Raw genomic sequence first — 17,103 nt, forward strand, 5'->3', positions numbered from 1 at the left:
TACACCTCGGGGTATGGGCGATCACCGCAATCCCGACGACCCGGCTCCCGACGGGCCGGACGCGCCGTGGCCACCGCAGTCGCCGGACGTGCCCGTGCCACCGCACCCGGATCTCGGTGGTGGCACCGAGGACGTGCCGGAACCGCCCAACCGTGACGACGTCGACACCGGCCTGCCGGGGCGGCGCCGACGGGAGGTGCAGGACACCGACGACGTCAACCCCGACGCCGGCACGGTGGAGCCGCCCGACTAACGCTCCTCCATCGGCCGCGCCGCGGCAGCGATGACCGTGTCGGCGGAGAACGCGGCGTCCGAGGAGGCGGCGTCGATCGCCCGGCCGGGGCGCCGCCGGGGCGGTGCGCGCCCGTCCGGTTGCCTCGGACGTGGCTGGTCGGGTGGTTCGGGCGACGACAGCGTCACCGGGTCGGCGCTGAGCGTCACCGGCTCGCCGTGGTGGGTGAAGGACACGGGGCCGCCGTCGGTGAGCGTGTACGTGGCCTCGCCCCGCCACACGTCGACGCGGAACCGCGCCTGCCGGAAGCACACGTGGAAGGCGATGTGTTCGAGCTCGGCCGGTAGCCGAGGCTGGAACGACAGCTCGCCGTCGTGGTCGCGCAGGCCGCCGAACCCGGCGACGACGGCGATCCACGCGCCGGCGAGCGAGGCGATGTGCAGCCCGTTGCGCACGTTGCCGTGCACGTCGTGCAGGTCGACGAACGCGGCTTCGGCGAAGTAGTCGAAGGCCAGGTCGAGGTGCCCGCATTCGGCTGCCAGCACCGCTTGGGTGGCCGCCGACAGCGACGAGTCCCGCACGGTGAGCGCTTCGTAGTAGGTGAAGTTGCGCCGCTTCTGGTCGAGGGTGAAGGCGTCCCCGCGCAGATGCATGGCCAGCACCAGGTCCGACTGCTTGACGACCTGCTTGCGGTACAGGTCGAAGTACGGGAAGTTCAGCAACAGCGGGTAGGCCGACGCCGGTGTCGAGCGGAAGTCCCAGCGTGCGTGTTCGGTGAAGCGTTCGGCCTGCGGATGCACGTCGAGCAGGTCGTCGTAGGGCACGAGCATCGCCCTGGCCGCGGCCAGCCACGCACCGGTCTCGTGCTTGCTCACCGACAGTCGTGCGGCGACGTCGGGCTGTCTGCTGCACGACGCGGCGGCCTCGAACAGATTCCGCTGCGCCATGAGGTTCGTGTAGACGTTGTTGTCCACAATGGCCGAATACTCGTCCGGCCCGGTGACGCCGTCGATACGGAAGCCGCCGTGCGGGTCGTGGTGGCCCAGCGACATCCACAGTCGCGCCGTCTCGACGAGCAGTTCCGTGCCGTGATCGCGTTCGAAGTCGGTGTCGCCCGTGGCCGCGAGGTACCGGGCCACGGCGTCGGCGATGTCGGCGTTGACGTGGAACGCCGCGGTGCCCGCAGGCCAGTACGCCGAACACTCGTCGCCGTTGATCGAACGCCAGGGGAACGCCGTCCCACGCAGGCCCAGCTGCCGGGCACGGTTGCGCGCCTTGTCGATCGTGGAATGTCGCCAGCGGAGCGCGTCGCCCGCGGCGCCGGGGAGCGTGTAGGTGAGTACCTGCGCGACGAACGTCTCGCTGTCCCAGAACGCGTGGCCGTCGTAGCCGGGACCGGTGAGACCCTTGCCGGGGATCGCACGGCTCTCGCCCCGGGCACCGGCCTGCAGGACGTGGAACAACGAGAACCGTAGCGCCTGTTGCAGCTCCGGATCACCGTCGAGTTCGACGTCCGCCGAGGCCCAGAAGTCGTCGAGGAACTGCCGCTGCTCGGACAGCAGCCCCTCCCAGCCGGTCTGGCGTGCCCCGGCGAGCGCCGCGTCGACCTGGGAGCGCAACGCCGGGATGGAGCGTTGTGCCGACCAGCCGTAGCCGAGGTACTTCGTCAACCGCAGGCAACCGCCCTCCGCGACGTCGACCGCGACCGTGAGCCGGGCGAGGTCGTCCTCAACGGCGATGTCGGTGCGCAGGTCGCTGCCGCGCGGGGCCTCGATCTCGTGGTCCATGGCTGCGGCCATGCGCAGCCCGGACCGGCTCGTGCGGTGGACGAGCACGGCGCCGTAGTCCGCCGCGGTCATGTACTCGCAGTGCAGCGGCGCCTCCAGCGCCGCGGCGACGCGAGGGTCGCCGGTCTCGGCGTCGATCGGTTCGTTGGCCAGCAGGTCGGACTGCGCCACGAACTGCACGGCGCCGTCGAGCGGCTCGACCTCGTAGCGGATCGCCACCACCGCGCGTTGCGTGAACGACACCAGTCGCTCGCTGCGGACCCGCACCCGCCTGCCCGTCGGCGAGGTCCACTCCGTCTCCCGGCGGAGCGTGCCGGTGCGGAAGTCGAGCACGCGATGGTGTCGCGTGGCGTGGCCGTAGCGCAGGTCCAGCGGTTCGTCCTCGACGAGCAGGCGGATGATCTTGCCGTCGGTGACGTTGACGACCGTCTGGCCCGCCTCGGGATAGCCGTACCCCGCCTCGGCGTAGGGCAGCGGATGCTCCTCGTAGAACCCGTTCAGGTAAGTGCCGGGCAGTCCGCGCGGCTCTGCTTCCTCCAGGGTGCCGCGCAGGCCGATGTGCCCGTTCGAGAGCGCGAAGGTCGACTCGGTCTGGGTGAGCCCGCTCAGGTCGAGGCCGCGCCACAGCAGCTGCCACGGCGCGCACTCGTAACGGTGGGTCCCGGTCATGGCGTCACCTCCAGCAGATCGGCGAGATCACCGACGACGACGTCGGCGCCGGCCTTGCGCAGGGCATCGGGTTGCCCGGCCCGGTCGACACCGACGACGTGGCCGAAGTCGCCCGCTCTGCCCGCCTTGACCCCGGCGAGGGCGTCCTCGAACACCGCGGCGGCCTCGGTCGCGACACCGAGGAGGCGGGCGCAGGCGACGAACGAGTCGGGCGCGGGTTTGCCGCGCAGCCCCTCGGTCGTGATCGTCACGCCGTCGACGCGGGCCTGGACGAACTCGTCGAGGCCGGCCGCGTCGAGGACTCCGGCGGCGTTGGCCGACGAGGTGACGACGCCGATCGCCAGCCCTGCCTCTCGCGCGGCCCGCAGGTAGCGCAGCGACCCCGGGAAGGGGTCCACACCGGCCTCGTCGATGAGCCGCAGGACGAGGTCGTTCTTGCGGGTGCCGATGCCGTGGACGGTCTCCGCATCGGGCGGGTCGTCCGGACCGCCCTCGGGCGGGTTCAGGCCGCGGGAGGCGAGGAACGCGCGCACGCCGTCGAGGCGGGGCCGCCCGTCGACGTGGGCGGCGTAGTCCTCGTCGGTGAACTCGCCCTGCCCGTGGCGGGCGAGGATCTCGTCGAAGGTGCGCTTCCACGCGGCCCGGTGCAGTGACGCCGTGCTCGTCAGCACGCCGTCGAGATCGAACAGGCAGGCGGTGATCCCTGCGGGAAGGCCGATCATGTGCCTCCACGCTAGTGGCCCTGCGGCCGTCGTGCAGCGCGCACGGCCGCCCGCGGGCGCTCAGTGCTGCCGGGACTCCGGATGAGGACGGACCCGGTGGATGAGCTCGTGCATGGTGTCGTCCGCGAGCCGGTAGTAGACCACCCGGCCACGGCGTTCGGTGGTGACCAGCCCGTGCGCCCGCAGCAGTCGCAGGGCCTGAGAGACGGCCGTGTCGCTCATGTCCGCCGCGGCGGCCAGGTCGGAGACGCAGATCTCGCGGGCGTAGTGGATGCACACGAGCAGCGTCAGCCGCGACGGATCGGCGATCACCGAGAACCGCTCGGCCCATTCCTCGACGCTCTCGCGCTCGCCGAGGCCGGTCACGGCGGCGTCGACCCGGTCCGGGTCGATCAGCCGCCGCGGCCGGTCGGGGCCGGCCGCCGCGGCGGCTGCGTCGGGCGCGGTGTCCGTGGGCCCCGGCGTGCCGGGGTGCTCCTGCTCGGTCGGCACGCCGTCCATGGTCTCACCCGGACGCGTCCGACCCGGCCGTGACGGGCAGTCCGGCCATGAGGTCGGTCTCGGTGATCCCGGGGCCGCCGGAGGCGCGGATGAACCATTCGGTGCCGAAGGCGAATGCGAACGCCTCGTCGGGCATCGCGAGGAAGAACGACTGCTCCGCGATCTGGCTCGCGTGCGCCCGCATGGCTGCGCGTTTGGCGTCGAGATACGGCGTCACGTCGACCGCCGCGGTGAGCACCGATTCCGGGCTGCCGAACTCGGGCGCGGCGTCGATGTCCGGCAGTTCGACGCCCGCCAGTTCCGGGGCGTCGGCCAGCTGCGCCATTCCGGAAAGCATGTGGTCGCGGTTCTGTGTCGCCTCGTAGACGCGCGGAGTGCCCGCGAGTTCGGCGGCGCGCAGGCCCACGCGGTGCACCTGGATGTGGTCGGGGTGGCCGTAACCGCCGTGCGCGTCGTAGACGGTGAGCACGTCGGCGGCCTCCTCGCGGAGGAGATCCGCCAGTCGCCGTGCGGCCTCATCGACGTCGGCCTGCCAGAACGTGCCCGCCTCGTCGTTGGACGGCTCGCCCATCATGCCCGAGTCGGTGTACCCGAGGAACTCCACGCGTGCGGCGCCGAGGACGTCCGCGGCGGCGTGGGTCTCGGCGACCCGGCGACGCCACAGCGGTTCGCCCGGCTCGAGCACCCCGTCGGTCACCTCGCCGAGTTCACCCCGCGTGGCGACCACGAGCACCACCCGGTGTCCCTGGTCGGCGGCCATGCGCATCACCCCGCCGCAGGTGATGCACTCGTCGTCCGGATGCGCGTGAAAAGTCACCAGCGTCGCCATGGGATAGACCGTAGTCGTTCGCCCGGGTGGCCGGTCCCGTCGGTGCCCGCCGGTCCCGTCGGCGACACCGACGGGACCGGCGGGCAGGCACCCTGCGTCGGAGACGAGCCGGCCGGCTGCGGGGCGACGCGGTCGAAGGCCGTCCCGTCCGAGGGGATGGGCGAGAGGCGGTGACGTCGAGGGGGACGGGCGAGGAGGACGGGAACGGGGCACGGGAACGGAGACCGTCGCACGGCGGTGTCACGCGATTCCGGTCGACGATTAATCGCGAAGACGAAACGCGGGCGTGGGTTTCTTTCCCAATGTGGTCCACTATGGACGGCGAATGACCGGGTGAGGTAGGTATTGAAGTTCGTTTGCGACGGGCGTACCGTTTTCGGCAGCGGCGCCGGAGCTGTCGGCGCATCGTCGACAGGTGCTGTGAGCGGGCACCGGTTCCGACGATTCGTGGTGGTTTCGCCGAGCGAATTCGGCTCGGGGTAGGCGGAATCGCATCCGGTCGGCTCCGGTTTTGTTCGCCGCTACGGGTGTTCGCCGTATCGCGGGGATGTGGCGGCATCGCCCGGCGGGTCGGCGGGAGCTGCGGAGCGTTGGGAGACGCTGCCGTGGGAGCCGCCGCGGAGTACGGGGCAGGCCGAGCGCCGGGAGGTGGAGCTCCGGAGTCAGAGGGACTCCGGAGGCGGGTGCCGCGATGCGGCGCCGCCGGGCATCGATGCGGGTGCCGGTGTCGGACTCGACGGCGCGGCGCCCGGTATCGCAGGGGCCGGTGTCGGGGTGGGACGCGGTGTCGATGACGGGGATGTCGCGTGAACGGCATCCGGGGTCGGGCAGTACCCGGTCCCGGGGTCGACAACAGGGTGTGGAATCCGGGGGAGGGAATTTCATGGAGACGGTCGTCGGCGCAAGATTCGGGGCGGGCACGATCTCGGCCACCGGTGTCGAGGTGGTGATCGAACCACGAAGTGCGGGCCTCGTGGTGACACATGTGCTGGGGGAGATCGATCTGCTCGGGGTGTCGCTGCTGCGTCCGTGTTTCGAGCATCAGTTACGGAATGTGCAGGCGCTCGTTCTCGATTTCACCGAGACGAGTTATCTGAGTGCGGCGGGGTTGTCACTTCTGTTGCAAACGGGCGTCGACGCGCGAACGCGGAACATTCCGTGGGCGCTCGCCGCGGCGCGGCCGGTCCTGCGTCCGATCGAGGTCACCGGACTGGAACGGCAGTTGCCCGTCTACCGCGAGGTCCCGCCCGCCGTCGACGCGGTGCTCGCACCCGGCCGGTCACTGACGGCGTAGGACTCCGACATCCGGGCCTGCGCGTCCCGCCGTCCCGTTCTGCAGTGCCGCGCGGTGAATTCCTCCCCACCCACACCCCTCGCACGGATGAACGGGAACGGAACGGTGGCCGACGGTCCGGTCGGGCCGGTCCGTTCCTCGTCGCAGGCGTGCCGGGCGGCCGGGAGCTCGGTACCGTCACGCCATGGACACGACCGCGCTGCCCGACGCCGTGCGCCGAGTACTGCCGTTGCTGACCACCGCGCCGGAGGGCACTCCGCTGCGCGACGGTTATCTCGACCTTCTGGGGACCGGCGAGTCCCGGCCGAGTGGCCCGGTGCAGTCGCTGTGGGAATCACGTGCGGGCACGGCGGTGTACGAACCCGCGCAGGCCTTCGCCAGGAAGGTCGTGGCGCGACTGCGCCCGCCTGCGGAACGGCTGCTGCTGCCGGAAGGCGGGACGGCACTCGACGTGGGTTGCGGCCCCGGCACCGTGACGGCGGAACTGGGGCGGGACGTGGGCCGCGCGGGACTCGCGATCGGGGTCGACGTGTCCCGTTCGATGCTGCGACGGGCCGCGGAGGCGTATGCGCGGCCCAACGTCGGCTTCCTTCGGGCGGACGTCACGGAGCTGCCGCTCGGTGACGCGACCGTCGACGCGGTGACGTGCCTGATGGTGCTACAGCTCGTGCACGACCAGGAGGCGGCGCTGGCGGAATGCGCGCGGGTGGTGGCGCCGGGCGGCCGGATCGCGGTGCTGCAGCCGGGATATGCGGGGCCGGGCGCCGGCGTGGTCGCCGCGGCGGCGGGTCTCGCCGGGCTGAGGATGTCGGGCCACGAGGCGATCGCCGCCACGTTGCGGGCTCACGGCATGACGGTCGTGGAGGCCGGCACGACGGCGCCCGTCGCGCGGGTGCTCGCCGAGAAGCCCGTGACGGGGCGCGGCTGACGTACCCGCGGACTCAGAGGAGGCTGCTCGGATCGGTCGGCACGTCCACCGCGTGTTCGCGGAGCACCTCGAGCGGGACGACCTCGGTGGCCCGTTCGTGGGTCGCCGCCAGCACGACGGGAGGGGCGGCGCCCGCCTCGTGAGCCTGAAGCCAGCGGTCCGCGCAGACGCACCAGCGGTCTCCCGGACTCAGGCCGGGGAAACCGAACTCCGGGCGTGCGGTCGTGAGGTCGTTGCCCACGCCCCGTTGCTGGGCGAGGAACTCGGTCGTCACCACGGCGCAGACGGAGTGGTTGCCGGGGTCGTCGTCGCCGGTCTCGCAGCATCCCGTGCGGTAGTAGCCGGTCAACGGGTCCGTGCCGCACGGTTCGAGCTCGTCGCCGAGGATGTTGCGCTCGCTCATGGTTCCACGGTGACACGTCCGGTGGTCGTGCCGACAGCGGCGCGCGGGGATTCGCGTGGGATCGGCCGGGTGTCGTGGTCGTGCGATCGGTCGCGGCCGTGCGGAAGCCGGGTCACTCGGGGTGCGCGACGAACGTGCCCTTCGACTTGAGGGTCTGCACGAGTCCGCGTTCGCGCAGGATGCGCGTCGCCTTGCGGACGGTGTCGAGCGCGACGCCGTACTCCTCGGCCAGGGACCGTTCCCCGGGCATGCGTCTGCCGGGGGTCCACTCGCCGGTGGCGATGAGCCCGGCGAGGTGTTCGGCGAGGTGTTCGGCGAGCAGCTCGTATTCGTACCCGGTCTTGTTGTCCGGGTTGTACTTGCGTGGTGCGGGACCGCTCATGACCTCGACATTAGAACGGTCCCGAGCTGCACGAAGTTGTGGAACGCGGCACACCGCGTCGGTCCGCGTCACACCAATCGGCGACGCGCTGTAGCGCGTCATGTCCGTTCCGTGCTAGCTTACCGCTCACCAGCGCGTTTCGCGGGCCGCTCACCAGCGAGAACGCGCATCGGAGCAGGAGGCCGCGCGTGGCCCGTCGCTGCCGGGTGCGTCGCCGTTGGACGTCGCACGGCGGTCCGCACCCGCGGCGGCGGTGGCCGTCGGGGAGGGACGGATCACGGCCGGGGCCGGTGGCGCGTGGTGGACGAGACGACAGGGAATGGGGGACCGCCGGTGGGCATCAGTGGGAGGGGCGATCTGCCGTGGACGGCGTCCGCGGTCGACGACGTGCGGGTTCGCGCGGCCGAGTACGGTCCGCACGAGCGGTCCGGCGAGCGGAGTCGCCGTCGCCGGGAGTCGCTCGACGTCGAGGCCTGGGAGAGCCGCAGGCGTGGCAGGACGGCGCGGCTGTGGAACGCGGAGCTGCTGGTCAGGACTGCCGCACCGAACGCGGTGGACGCGGCCTTCCGGCTCGTGGCGCTGGCACATCCGTACCACCGCACGGGTCATGCGCCGCGGTTGTACTCCGTCGCCGGGCCGATCCTGTGGCGGGGCGCGGCGGCGGGTGTCTCCGCGGAGGAGGACGTCGACGGAGGCGACCCCGAGGCGTCCCCGACCCCTCCTCCCGGGCTCCTGCCCGGTGTCGCGGCGGGAACGGAGCACCCCGTGCTCGTCGGAGGACTACCGCACCGCGGGGACGCGACCTGTGAGGACGCGGAGCGTGCACAGGCGGCGGACCATGCGGTGGCGCTCGAACTCGCGGGCAGGGGATCGCACCGGGCGCCGCCGCGGCACGCGCCCGGATGGCCGTGCTGGCAGGTGTGGCAGCGGGTGGCGTTCCTGGCGGGGCCGGGCGATGCGCCGGCGCGTGCGGCCGAGCTGGCGGCGACGGTCATCGACACCCGCGGTGCACCCGCCGCGGCGGTCACCCGGCTCGCACCGCAGGACGGCAGGAGGGATCCGGTCGACGGTCGCCTCGTACATCCCGCGTGCGACGCCGGACCGCACCGGATCGACGCGTTGTGGGACGACTTCGACGCGGTCGAGACCGGCCTGGGCGACCCGGGCGAACCCGTCGCGCTGGCCGCCGTGTGCCTGGCCGCGGCACGGGAGGTACGCGCGGAGTTCGGTCTCGGGGACGGCAACCCGGTGCCGGCAGTGGGCCGGGTGCGGTGCGCGGGGACGGGCCGTGCCGGGGGAGCGGAGCAGGGAGCGGAACGGTGAACCGCTTCAGCCCGCCGACGCCGATGTGCCGGAACCGCCCGGGGTGCCGCGCAGGACGTCCACGTGCTTGGTGCCCGGCCTGCCGCACACCCAGCTGGACCCCGCGAGGTCCTTGGCATGCTTCTTCAAGGGCGCCAGCAGCCGGGAGATCTCGCCGTACGACTCGATCGACCGTCGGGCGCACCACAGCGTGGACAACGAGACCGTCACCGGCATCCCGTCGGCGGACCACCGGGTGTCCAACATCGCGTCGGCGAGGGAACGGATCGTGTCGGTCCCGCACGAGATGAGGAAGTCGTCGCCGCCGACGTGACTGACGGTCACCCCGCCGAGATCCGTGGCGAGACGCGTGAGAGCCCGCCCGATCGCGCGGATGACGTCGTCGCCTGCGGCGAACCCGGCCGTGTCGTTGATGGTCTTGAACGAGTCGATGTCCAGCCAGCCGACCACGAGCGGTTCGTTCGCGGCGAGGCGGCGTTCGACGTCCCTGGCCACGGCGTCGCTGCCGGGCAGGCGGGTCAGCGGGTTCAGGGCCGCCGCCTGTTCCACCTTCGCCTCGGCCATGCCACGGACCAGCTCGTGCATCAGCACCACACCCTGGCATCGGCCCGATTCGTCGATGACGACGACGTCGTCGGAAGCCCGGCCGGACGGACCGTCGCTGACGAGGTCCAGGACCTCCAGCGCCGACGCCGAGTTGCGGATCACGTGCGGAGGGTCGGCGAGGCGTCGCGCGGGCCGGTGGGCGTGGAGAGCGTGACCGAACGGTCCGGTGACGCCGAGCAGGAACCGGGTGCGGTCGATCGACCAGCGTGGTTTGCCGTCGCCGTCGACGCCGACGAGGCCGCTGAGCGCGTCGTCGTCCACGAGCACCGTGCGGACCTCGTCGCAGGTGGCGTCGGCGGCGACGGTCCGGGCGGGCCGGACGAAGTCCTTGATCGCGGGTGTGCCGCCGGACGGATACGCGTCGCGGCCGGGATGTGCGGGCGCGATGGCACCGGCGGGCGCGAACAGGTTTCCCTGCACCAGGCCGATCCCGAGGCCGCGCACCATGTCCAGCTGGTCCTCGGTCTCGACACCGGTCGCCACGAGCCGCACGCCGGTGCGGTCGGCGAAGTGCACGAGTGCTTCGGTCAGGGCCGCCGTCGGGGTGTCCTCCGGCAGCCTGCCGAGGGAACTGCGGTCCAGCTTCACCATGTCGGTCCGAGACTCGGCGAGCAGATTGAGGGGGAGGTCGGCAGCGCCGAGTCCGTCGAACGCGAGCCGGAAGCCGTGCGCGGCGAGCCGGTTCAGTCCATCGAGCAACGCCGCCGGCGGGGCGGTGTGGAACGGCGGACCGACCTCGAAGACGACGTCGTGGGGTCTGCGGCCGGTCTCGCGCAACGCGGTCAGCAGCCGCTCGAGTGACGACGACGGCGAGGCGGCGGTCAACGCCGTGATGTTGAGATGCAGCGGCAGCCGCGTGGCGTGGTGTTCGGCCTCGTGGACCGCGCGCGCCGCGAGACCCGTGTCCGCCTGCACCAGTCTGCCGAGGCGCATGGCGGATTCAAGCAGCTCGCTTATTCGTCCCGAGGCCGGGCGGGCCAGTGCCTCCACGGCCACTGCACTCCCCGTGTGCAGGCTGTAGAGCGGTTGGAACGCGAATTGGACCTGATTCAACACCGACTCCTGTCCGTCCGAATCCGGGTGCATCCGGACCGACTCAGCGAGCAGTCGTCCGATACTCACACAACCGTGCTGAGTCCATCAACCACGACGGCCACACGCGAGCGTCGGTTCCTGTCCATCCGGGCGAAATCTTGTTGAACGAACGAGCCGCACCCCGTGACACGAACGTGTGACGTCGGCAAAAGTGCCAGCGTGAACACGATGAACAGAAGACAGGCACTGCGCACGGGTTCGCTCGTGGCAGTGGGCGGCGTCACACTCGCAGGACCGGCGATCGCAGGAGGCGCGGAGCAACCGTTCCGGCACGGGGTGGCCTCCGGAGACCCGCTCCCCGACAGCGTGTTGCTGTGGACGCGCCTGACCCCGTCGGCCGACGCCACGCCCGGCTCGGGCAGGGGAGGCGAGTCGGGCGTCGGTTGGGAGGTGGCCCACGACGCCGACTTCCGCAGGGTCGCGGCCCGGGGCCGGGTGCGAACCGGACCCGAGCGCGATCACACGGTCAAGGCGGACGTCACCGGGCTCGACCCGGACACCTGGTACTACTACCGCTTCTCCTGGCGAGGCAGCACGTCGCCGGTCGGCCGGACGCGCACCGCGCCCGCCGTCGGCAGTGACGTGGCGAGGCTGCGCCTCGGGGTCGTCTCCTGCTCGAACTGGCAGGCCGGCCACTTCGCCGCGTACCGGCACCTGGCCGAGCGTGGCGACCTCGACCTGGTGATCCACCTCGGTGACTACCTGTACGAGTACGGCGCCGAATCCGACGCGGTGCGGCCGCATGACCCTCCGGTCGAGATGACGACGCTGGAGCACTATCGTCGTCGGCACGCGCAGTACAAGACGGATCCGGCGCTGCAGGCCCTGCACGCGGCCGCTCCGTTCGCCGTGACGTGGGACGACCACGAATCGGCCAACGACGCCTGGGCAGGCGGGGCGGAGAACCACACCGAGCCGGACGAAGGTACGTGGGTCGAGCGCCGCGCGAAGTCCCAGCAGGCGTACGCGGAGTGGATGCCGGTGCGCTACGAGCCCGGCGGCAAGCTCTACCGGCGGCTGACGTTCGGCTCGCTCGTCGAACTGTCCATGTTGGATCTCCGGTCGTATCGCAGTGAGCAGGTGGCACATCCGTTCGACGGCGGTGTCCACGACGACGAGCGCACCATCACGGGCACGGAGCAGCTGGACTGGCTGACGTCGGGCCTCACGACGGCGACGTCGCAGTGGAAACTCGTGGGCAACTCCGTGATGATCTCACCCGTGCAGTTTCCGTCCACATTGAACACCCGGGAACTCGAGGCGATCACCGGCATCATCGGGCCGATCGAAGGTGTTCCGTACAACGTGGACCAGTGGGACGGCTACACGTCAGACCGTGCGGCGGTACTGAGGGCCCTGCGTGACCACGGCGTCTCGGGGACCGTCTTCCTCACCGGCGACATCCACTCCGGCTGGGCGACCGAACTGCCCGCGGATCCGCTGACCTACCCACTCAGCGGCGACTCCGTCGCCACGGAGCTGGTCTGCACCTCGGTCACGAGCGACAACATCGACGACTACCTGAACGTGCCCCCTCGCACGTTGTCGCTGGTCGTCGAGGCGGTCATCAAGGTGGCGAACCCGCACGTGAAGTACCTCGACTTCGACTCGCACGGGTTCTCCGTCCTGGAGGTCACGCCCGCGCACGTGCGCATGGACTGGTTCCGCCTCGCCGACCGGACGGACCCGGACAGCGCCGCGGAGGTCACCGCGTCCTACCGCGTACCCGCGGGAACCGACAAGCTGGAGCGTGCCCCGCGGTCGATGGACGGGGTCACGCCGCGACACGAGGCCGCGACGGACGACGAACGCGCCGCAGCCCGACGGCAGGCACTGGCACGACAGGAGCCGCGATGACCGACGAGACCATCACGTCCGGTGCCGCCGACGACGTGTCGCGGCGGCGGTTCCTGCGGGTCGCGACGACGGCCGGCGCCGCGGTCGTGCTGTCGACGGCCGCAGGCCTGCCCGCGGTGTCGGCCTCACCGGCGGGCGCGAAGACGCTGCGTGTCTACGTGCTCGTCGTCGACGGACTGCGGCCCGACGAGATCGACCCCCACGCGACTCCGCACCTGTACGCACTGCGCGCGGAGGGCACGAACTTCCCGCAGGCCCGATCGCTGCCGGTGATGGAGACGCTGCCCAACCACGTGATGATGATGACCGGTGTGCGGCCCGACCGGTCCGGGGTGCCGGCCAACGACGTCTACGACCGCGACGAGGGAGCGGTGCGCACGCTCGACAGGCCGTCGGACATTCGCGTGCCGACGCTGCTCGAGCGTCTCGCGGGCACGGGCCGGGTGAGCGGGAGCGTGCTCAGCAAGGAGTACCTCGACACGATCTTCGGGGAGCGCGCGAGCGTCCGCTGGGAGCCGGAGCCGCTGATCCCGATCACCGACCACGCGCCCGACCTGGCGACTAAGCTCGCGCTGTCCGCCATGGTGGACGAGACCGACCCCGACCTCGTGTTCGTCAACTTCGGCGACGTGGACCGGGTCGGTCACGCGGACCTGACCGGCACCTCGTTGGGTCTGCTGCGGGCGGCCGCGCTGGGCGCCACGGATGCGCACGTCGGCCGGTTCGTCTCCGAGCTGCGTGATCGCGGGCTGTGGGAGTCGAGCGTGGTCATGGTGATCGCCGATCATGCGATGGACTGGTCGCACGGCCACAAGCTGATCTCGTTGCAGGCGCCGCTCGAGGCCGACGACTCCCTGGCGGGGAAGGTGGCGATCGCCCAGAACGGCGGGGCGGACCTGCTGACCTTCACCGGCCCGGAGCCGGAACGGTCCGTGGCCGTGGAGCGGATGCGCGGCATCGCGCTCTCGACGTCGGGCGTGCTGTCGGTGCACCGGCCCGAGGAGCTCCGGCTGGCGCCGGACTGCGCGGACCTGGTCGTGTACTGCAAGGCGGGCTGGCGCTTCTCGGACCCGACGCCGATATCGAACCCCATCCCGGGCAACCACGGGCACCCGGCGACCGCACCGATCCCGTTCTTCGTCGCGGGCGGTCATCCACGCGTCCGCAAGGGCGTGACGTCGTCGGCCGCGGCGACGACGGTCGACGTGGCGCCGACCGTGGGGGAGCTGTTCGGGTTGCCGCCGATCGTGGGCGGCTACGACGGCGAGATCCGGGCCGAGGCGCTGTTTTCAAGGGAAGAGTAGGCCATCTCATAGAAATTCTGTTTTACGAATCCGAATCGTCGACGACGATGATCTCGGTCACCGGAATTGTGCCCGGTTGCACATGTCGAAATCGACTCCGTGCACCTTGCAGTGTTTCGGAACGATGTCGGAGCGATAACGTACTCATAACGCTGCAACATTTTGACAACCCGGAGCGACGATCCGGTCACGCCCTCGCGAGGATCTCCCGATTTTCGCGAGGGCGTTCTTGTTGATCCATACGCAACGCGTTGCCGAATACGCTACGACGCGGTTCCCGTATCACTCATCAGACTCGTGGGCTAGAGCTGCGGCGAAATCCGCGTCCAAACACACCCTGAGTAGTACTTGATCGGCTGAACGTGTCGTGGTGTTGCGGAGGTCACAAAACCCTTGGAGGTGTAACGCGGGCCCGGTTGCGCATGGCGCGCATCAGCGCTCCGACCTGGCAGAACGCGGCTCGCCGCGATGCGGATGGCGCCGCTCGCGCGCGCGGGGCGTGCCGCTCGAGCGGTATACGAGGGGTGAAAATTCGCGTCACGCCATGGACCCATTGATCGAACGGCGAGTTTGTGAATAGATTGAGTCTCAGGCGGTTTGCGCGGGATCAGTGCGGATACGGCGCAATTCCGCCCAGTCGGGGCGAAGGGCCGCGTCAGGTGTGACGCGCGATACACGGGCTGCGCACAATGCGCGCCGCGGGCCGATATGAACCGCGATCGATACATCGCGTCGTCGGCCTGGATTTTTCTGTGCCCTTGCCCGACGTGTTCGCGGCCGTAGCTCCGCACGTGACGTGTGCCGAGAGGTTCAGGCGAGACTGCGGTGAGCCGGCCCGGACCAGCAAGTACCGATCCGCCGAACGTGGAGGGAACCCAATGCAGGAATCAGCGGCTGGCACCACCGATGCGCAGGCCGAAGTCGCAGAGAAGAGCCGCGCCGACGCGCATCCCGACCAGGCGTTCGGTTCCGACCCGCTGGCCGTTCGGGAGAGCGACCACTACGCCGAGGAGTACAACGAGGGCTTCGTCGACAAGTGGGACGAGCTGATCGACTGGAAGGGCCGGTACGAGAGCGAGGGCAGCTTCTTCGTCGACCTGCTCCGTAAGCACGGTGTCGAGTCCGTGCTCGACGCCGCGACCGGTACGGGCTTCCACTCCGTGCGCATGCTCGAGGCCGGCTTCGACACGACCAGCGTCGACGGCGCCGCCGAGATGCTGGCCAAGGCGTTCGAGAACGGCAAGGAGTACGGCGACTACGTCCTGAAGGTCGTGCACTCCGACTGGCGCTGGCTCAGCAAGGACGTGCAGGGCAAGTACGACGCGATCGTCTGCCTCGGCAACTCCTTCACGCACCTGTTCGACGAGAACGACCGTCGCAAGGCGCTCGCCGAGTTCTACGCCGTGCTCAAGCACGACGGCATCCTGATCATCGACCAGCGCAACTACGACTCGATCCTCGACGACGGGTTCTCGAGCAAGCACACGTACTACTACTGCGGTGACCAGGTCAGCGCCGAGCCGGAGTACGTCGACGACGGCCTCGCCCGCTTCCGGTACGAGTTCCCCGACGGCTCGCTGTACCACCTCAACATGTTCCCGCTGCGCAAGAACTACCTGCGGCGGCTGCTGCGTGAGGTCGGTTTCCAGAAGGTCGACACCTACGGTGACTTCCAGGAAGCCTACGGTAACGACAACGCGCCGGACTTCTTCGTGCACGTGGCGACGAAGGAGTACCTGGAAAGCGCGCTGGCGGAGAACTACTCGACGGCGGTCAACACCGCCCGCGAGTACTACAACTCCGAGGACGCGGACAACTTCTACTACAACGTCTGGGGCGGCACCGACATCCACGTCGGCCTCTACCAGTCGGACAACGAGGAGATCGCCGCCGCCAGCCGTCGCACGGTCGAGCAGATGGCGGAGAAGCTCGAGCTCAAGAAGGGGCAGAAGGTCCTGGACCTGGGCGCGGGCTACGGGGGTGCCGCCCGTTATCTGGCCGAGACCTACGGTGTCCACGTGACGTGCCTGAACCTCTCCGAGGTCGAGAACGACCGCAACCGGCAGTTCAACAAGGAAGCCGGTCTGGCCGAGCTCATCGACGTCGTCGACGGCGACTTCGAGAACCTCGCGTTCAACGACAACGAGTTCGACGTGATCTGGTCGCAGGACGCCATCCTGCACAGCGGTGACCGCGTCCGCGTGGTCGAGGAAGCCGTGCGCGTGCTCAAGCCGAACGGCCAGATGGTCTTCACCGACCCGATGGCCTCGGACAACTGCGACACGTCGTCGCTGCAGCCGATCCTCGACCGGCTGCACCTCGACAGCCTCGGCTCGCCCGGCTTCTACAAGAAGGAGCTGACTCGCCTGGGCATGAAGGCGGTCGAGTTCGAGGACCACACCCACCAGCTGTCGAACCACTACGGCCGCGTGCTGGCCGAGCTGGAGAAGCGCGAGAGCGAACTGGCGGGCACGATCAGCCAGGACTACCGCGACCGCATGAAGCTCGGCCTCAAGAACTGGGTCGCCGGCGGCAAGTCCGGCAACCTCGCGTGGGGCATCTTCCACGTCACGGCGTGATCCGGCGCCACATCGCAAGAAAGTTCACGAGAACAAGTAAGACCGCTCCCGTCGAGAAGAAGGAAGCATTTTGACTACAGGCAGGTTGTTCACGAGTGAGTCGGTGACTGAGGGTCACCCGGACAAGATTTGTGACGCGATCAGCGACACGATTTTGGATGCGATGTTGGCGCAGGATCCGCGGTCGCGGGTTGCGGTGGAGTCGATGGTGACGACCGGTCAGGTGCATGTGGCTGGTGAGGTGACCACGGCGGCGAACGTCGATACGACGGCGTTGGTGCGTCAGGCGGTGTTGGACATCGGGTATGACTCGTCGGAGAAGGGTTTCGACGGGGCGTCGTGTGGTGTGAGTGTGTCGATCGGGGCGCAGTCGCCGGATATTGCGCAGGGTGTGGACACGGCGTACGAGTCGCGTCTGGAGAACGCTCTGGATGATTTGGACAAGCAGGGCGCGGGTGATCAGGGCCTGATGTTCGGGTATGCCTGTTCGGACACGCCGGAGTTGATGCCGTTGCCGATCGCGTTGGCGCATCGGTTGTCGTTGCGGCTCTCGCAGGTGCGGAAGAACGGGACGGTGCCGTATCTGCGTGCG

At 70.0% G+C, this 17,103-nt stretch carries 15 protein-coding genes; 8 read left to right on the forward strand and 7 right to left on the reverse strand.

The genetic code is table 11. The features are described from left to right. Nucleotides 1-13: 13 nt before the first annotated feature. On the forward strand, nt 14-253 hold the full coding sequence (locus LY13_RS10900) for a hypothetical protein (RefSeq protein WP_253828223.1): 240 nt from the start codon (nt 14-16) through the stop codon (nt 251-253). Here LY13_RS10900 and LY13_RS10905 read toward each other — a convergent pair. From LY13_RS10905 to LY13_RS10920, 4 genes are all read right to left on the reverse strand, one after another. Next, nucleotides 250-2,688: a glycoside hydrolase family 65 protein gene (locus tag LY13_RS10905; protein ID WP_253828224.1), complete on the reverse strand. Its 2,439-nt coding sequence runs from the start codon at nt 2,686-2,688 to the stop codon at nt 250-252. The two genes, LY13_RS10900 and LY13_RS10905, sit on opposite strands and share 4 nt — an antisense overlap. Further along, the gene (locus LY13_RS10910) at nt 2,685-3,410 is read right to left on the reverse strand and encodes a beta-phosphoglucomutase family hydrolase (protein ID WP_253828225.1); all 726 of its coding nucleotides are present in this window, start codon (nt 3,408-3,410) and stop codon (nt 2,685-2,687) included. The genes LY13_RS10905 and LY13_RS10910 overlap by 4 nt, the downstream gene beginning before the upstream one ends. 60 nt (nt 3,411-3,470) lie before the next feature. Further along, nucleotides 3,471-3,806 (reverse strand): ArsR/SmtB family transcription factor, encoded by a 336-nt coding sequence (locus LY13_RS10915; RefSeq protein ID WP_253828255.1) that lies wholly within the window; start codon nt 3,804-3,806, stop codon nt 3,471-3,473. A 109-nt stretch (nt 3,807-3,915) separates the two neighbouring features. Beyond that, the gene (locus LY13_RS10920) at nt 3,916-4,740 is read right to left on the reverse strand and encodes a PIG-L family deacetylase (RefSeq protein ID WP_253828226.1); all 825 of its coding nucleotides are present in this window, start codon (nt 4,738-4,740) and stop codon (nt 3,916-3,918) included. Nucleotides 4,741-5,623: 883 nt separating this feature from the next. On the opposite strand from LY13_RS10920, the gene LY13_RS10930 reads away from it, so the two are divergent. Then, nucleotides 5,624-6,034 (forward strand): STAS domain-containing protein, encoded by a 411-nt coding sequence (locus LY13_RS10930; protein WP_253828227.1) that lies wholly within the window; start codon nt 5,624-5,626, stop codon nt 6,032-6,034. A 184-nt stretch (nt 6,035-6,218) separates the two neighbouring features. Further along, nucleotides 6,219-6,962 carry a class I SAM-dependent methyltransferase gene (locus LY13_RS10935; RefSeq protein ID WP_253828228.1) on the forward strand — a complete coding sequence of 248 codons (744 nt, stop codon included), beginning with the start codon at nt 6,219-6,221 and terminating at the stop codon, nt 6,960-6,962. A gap of 13 nt (nt 6,963-6,975) precedes the next feature. Here the strand turns inward: LY13_RS10935 and LY13_RS10940 are convergent, their stop codons facing one another. Together LY13_RS10940 and LY13_RS10945 are read right to left on the reverse strand one after the other, a co-directional pair. Continuing rightward, nucleotides 6,976-7,365 (reverse strand): DUF2237 family protein, encoded by a 390-nt coding sequence (locus LY13_RS10940; RefSeq protein WP_253828229.1) that lies wholly within the window; start codon nt 7,363-7,365, stop codon nt 6,976-6,978. A gap of 112 nt (nt 7,366-7,477) precedes the next feature. After that, nucleotides 7,478-7,747, reverse strand: coding sequence for a winged helix-turn-helix domain-containing protein (locus LY13_RS10945; RefSeq protein WP_253828230.1), 270 nt, complete (start codon nt 7,745-7,747; stop codon nt 7,478-7,480). 333 nt (nt 7,748-8,080) lie between these two features. On the opposite strand from LY13_RS10945, the gene LY13_RS10950 reads away from it, so the two are divergent. After that, nucleotides 8,081-9,070, forward strand: coding sequence for a hypothetical protein (locus tag LY13_RS10950; protein ID WP_253828231.1), 990 nt, complete (start codon nt 8,081-8,083; stop codon nt 9,068-9,070). A gap of 6 nt (nt 9,071-9,076) precedes the next feature. Here LY13_RS10950 and LY13_RS10955 read toward each other — a convergent pair whose 3' ends face one another. Further along, on the reverse strand, nt 9,077-10,762 hold the full coding sequence (locus tag LY13_RS10955; RefSeq protein ID WP_253828256.1) for an EAL domain-containing protein: 1,686 nt from the start codon (nt 10,760-10,762) through the stop codon (nt 9,077-9,079). A 177-nt stretch (nt 10,763-10,939) separates the two neighbouring features. On the opposite strand from LY13_RS10955, the gene LY13_RS10960 reads away from it, so the two are divergent. The 4 genes from LY13_RS10960 to LY13_RS10975 form a co-directional block, all read left to right on the forward strand. Further along, a complete protein-coding gene (locus tag LY13_RS10960) occupies nt 10,940-12,628 on the forward strand; it encodes an alkaline phosphatase D family protein (protein ID WP_253828232.1) in 1,689 nt (562 codons plus the stop codon). After that, a complete protein-coding gene (locus LY13_RS10965; RefSeq protein ID WP_253828233.1) occupies nt 12,625-13,932 on the forward strand; it encodes an alkaline phosphatase family protein in 1,308 nt (435 codons plus the stop codon). Before LY13_RS10960 ends, LY13_RS10965 begins: the two co-directional genes overlap by 4 nt. An 878-nt stretch (nt 13,933-14,810) precedes the next feature. Continuing rightward, nucleotides 14,811-16,511: a glycine/sarcosine N-methyltransferase gene (locus tag LY13_RS10970; protein ID WP_253828234.1), complete on the forward strand. Its 1,701-nt coding sequence runs from the start codon at nt 14,811-14,813 to the stop codon at nt 16,509-16,511. Between the two features lie 70 nt (nt 16,512-16,581). Next, a partial coding sequence (locus tag LY13_RS10975) for an S-adenosylmethionine synthetase N-terminal domain-containing protein (RefSeq protein WP_301298769.1) occupies nt 16,582-17,103 on the forward strand: 522 nt, incomplete at its 3' end.

Source organism: Prauserella aidingensis (genome assembly GCF_024171865.1).
GTDB lineage: Bacteria > Actinomycetota > Actinomycetes > Mycobacteriales > Pseudonocardiaceae > Prauserella > Prauserella aidingensis.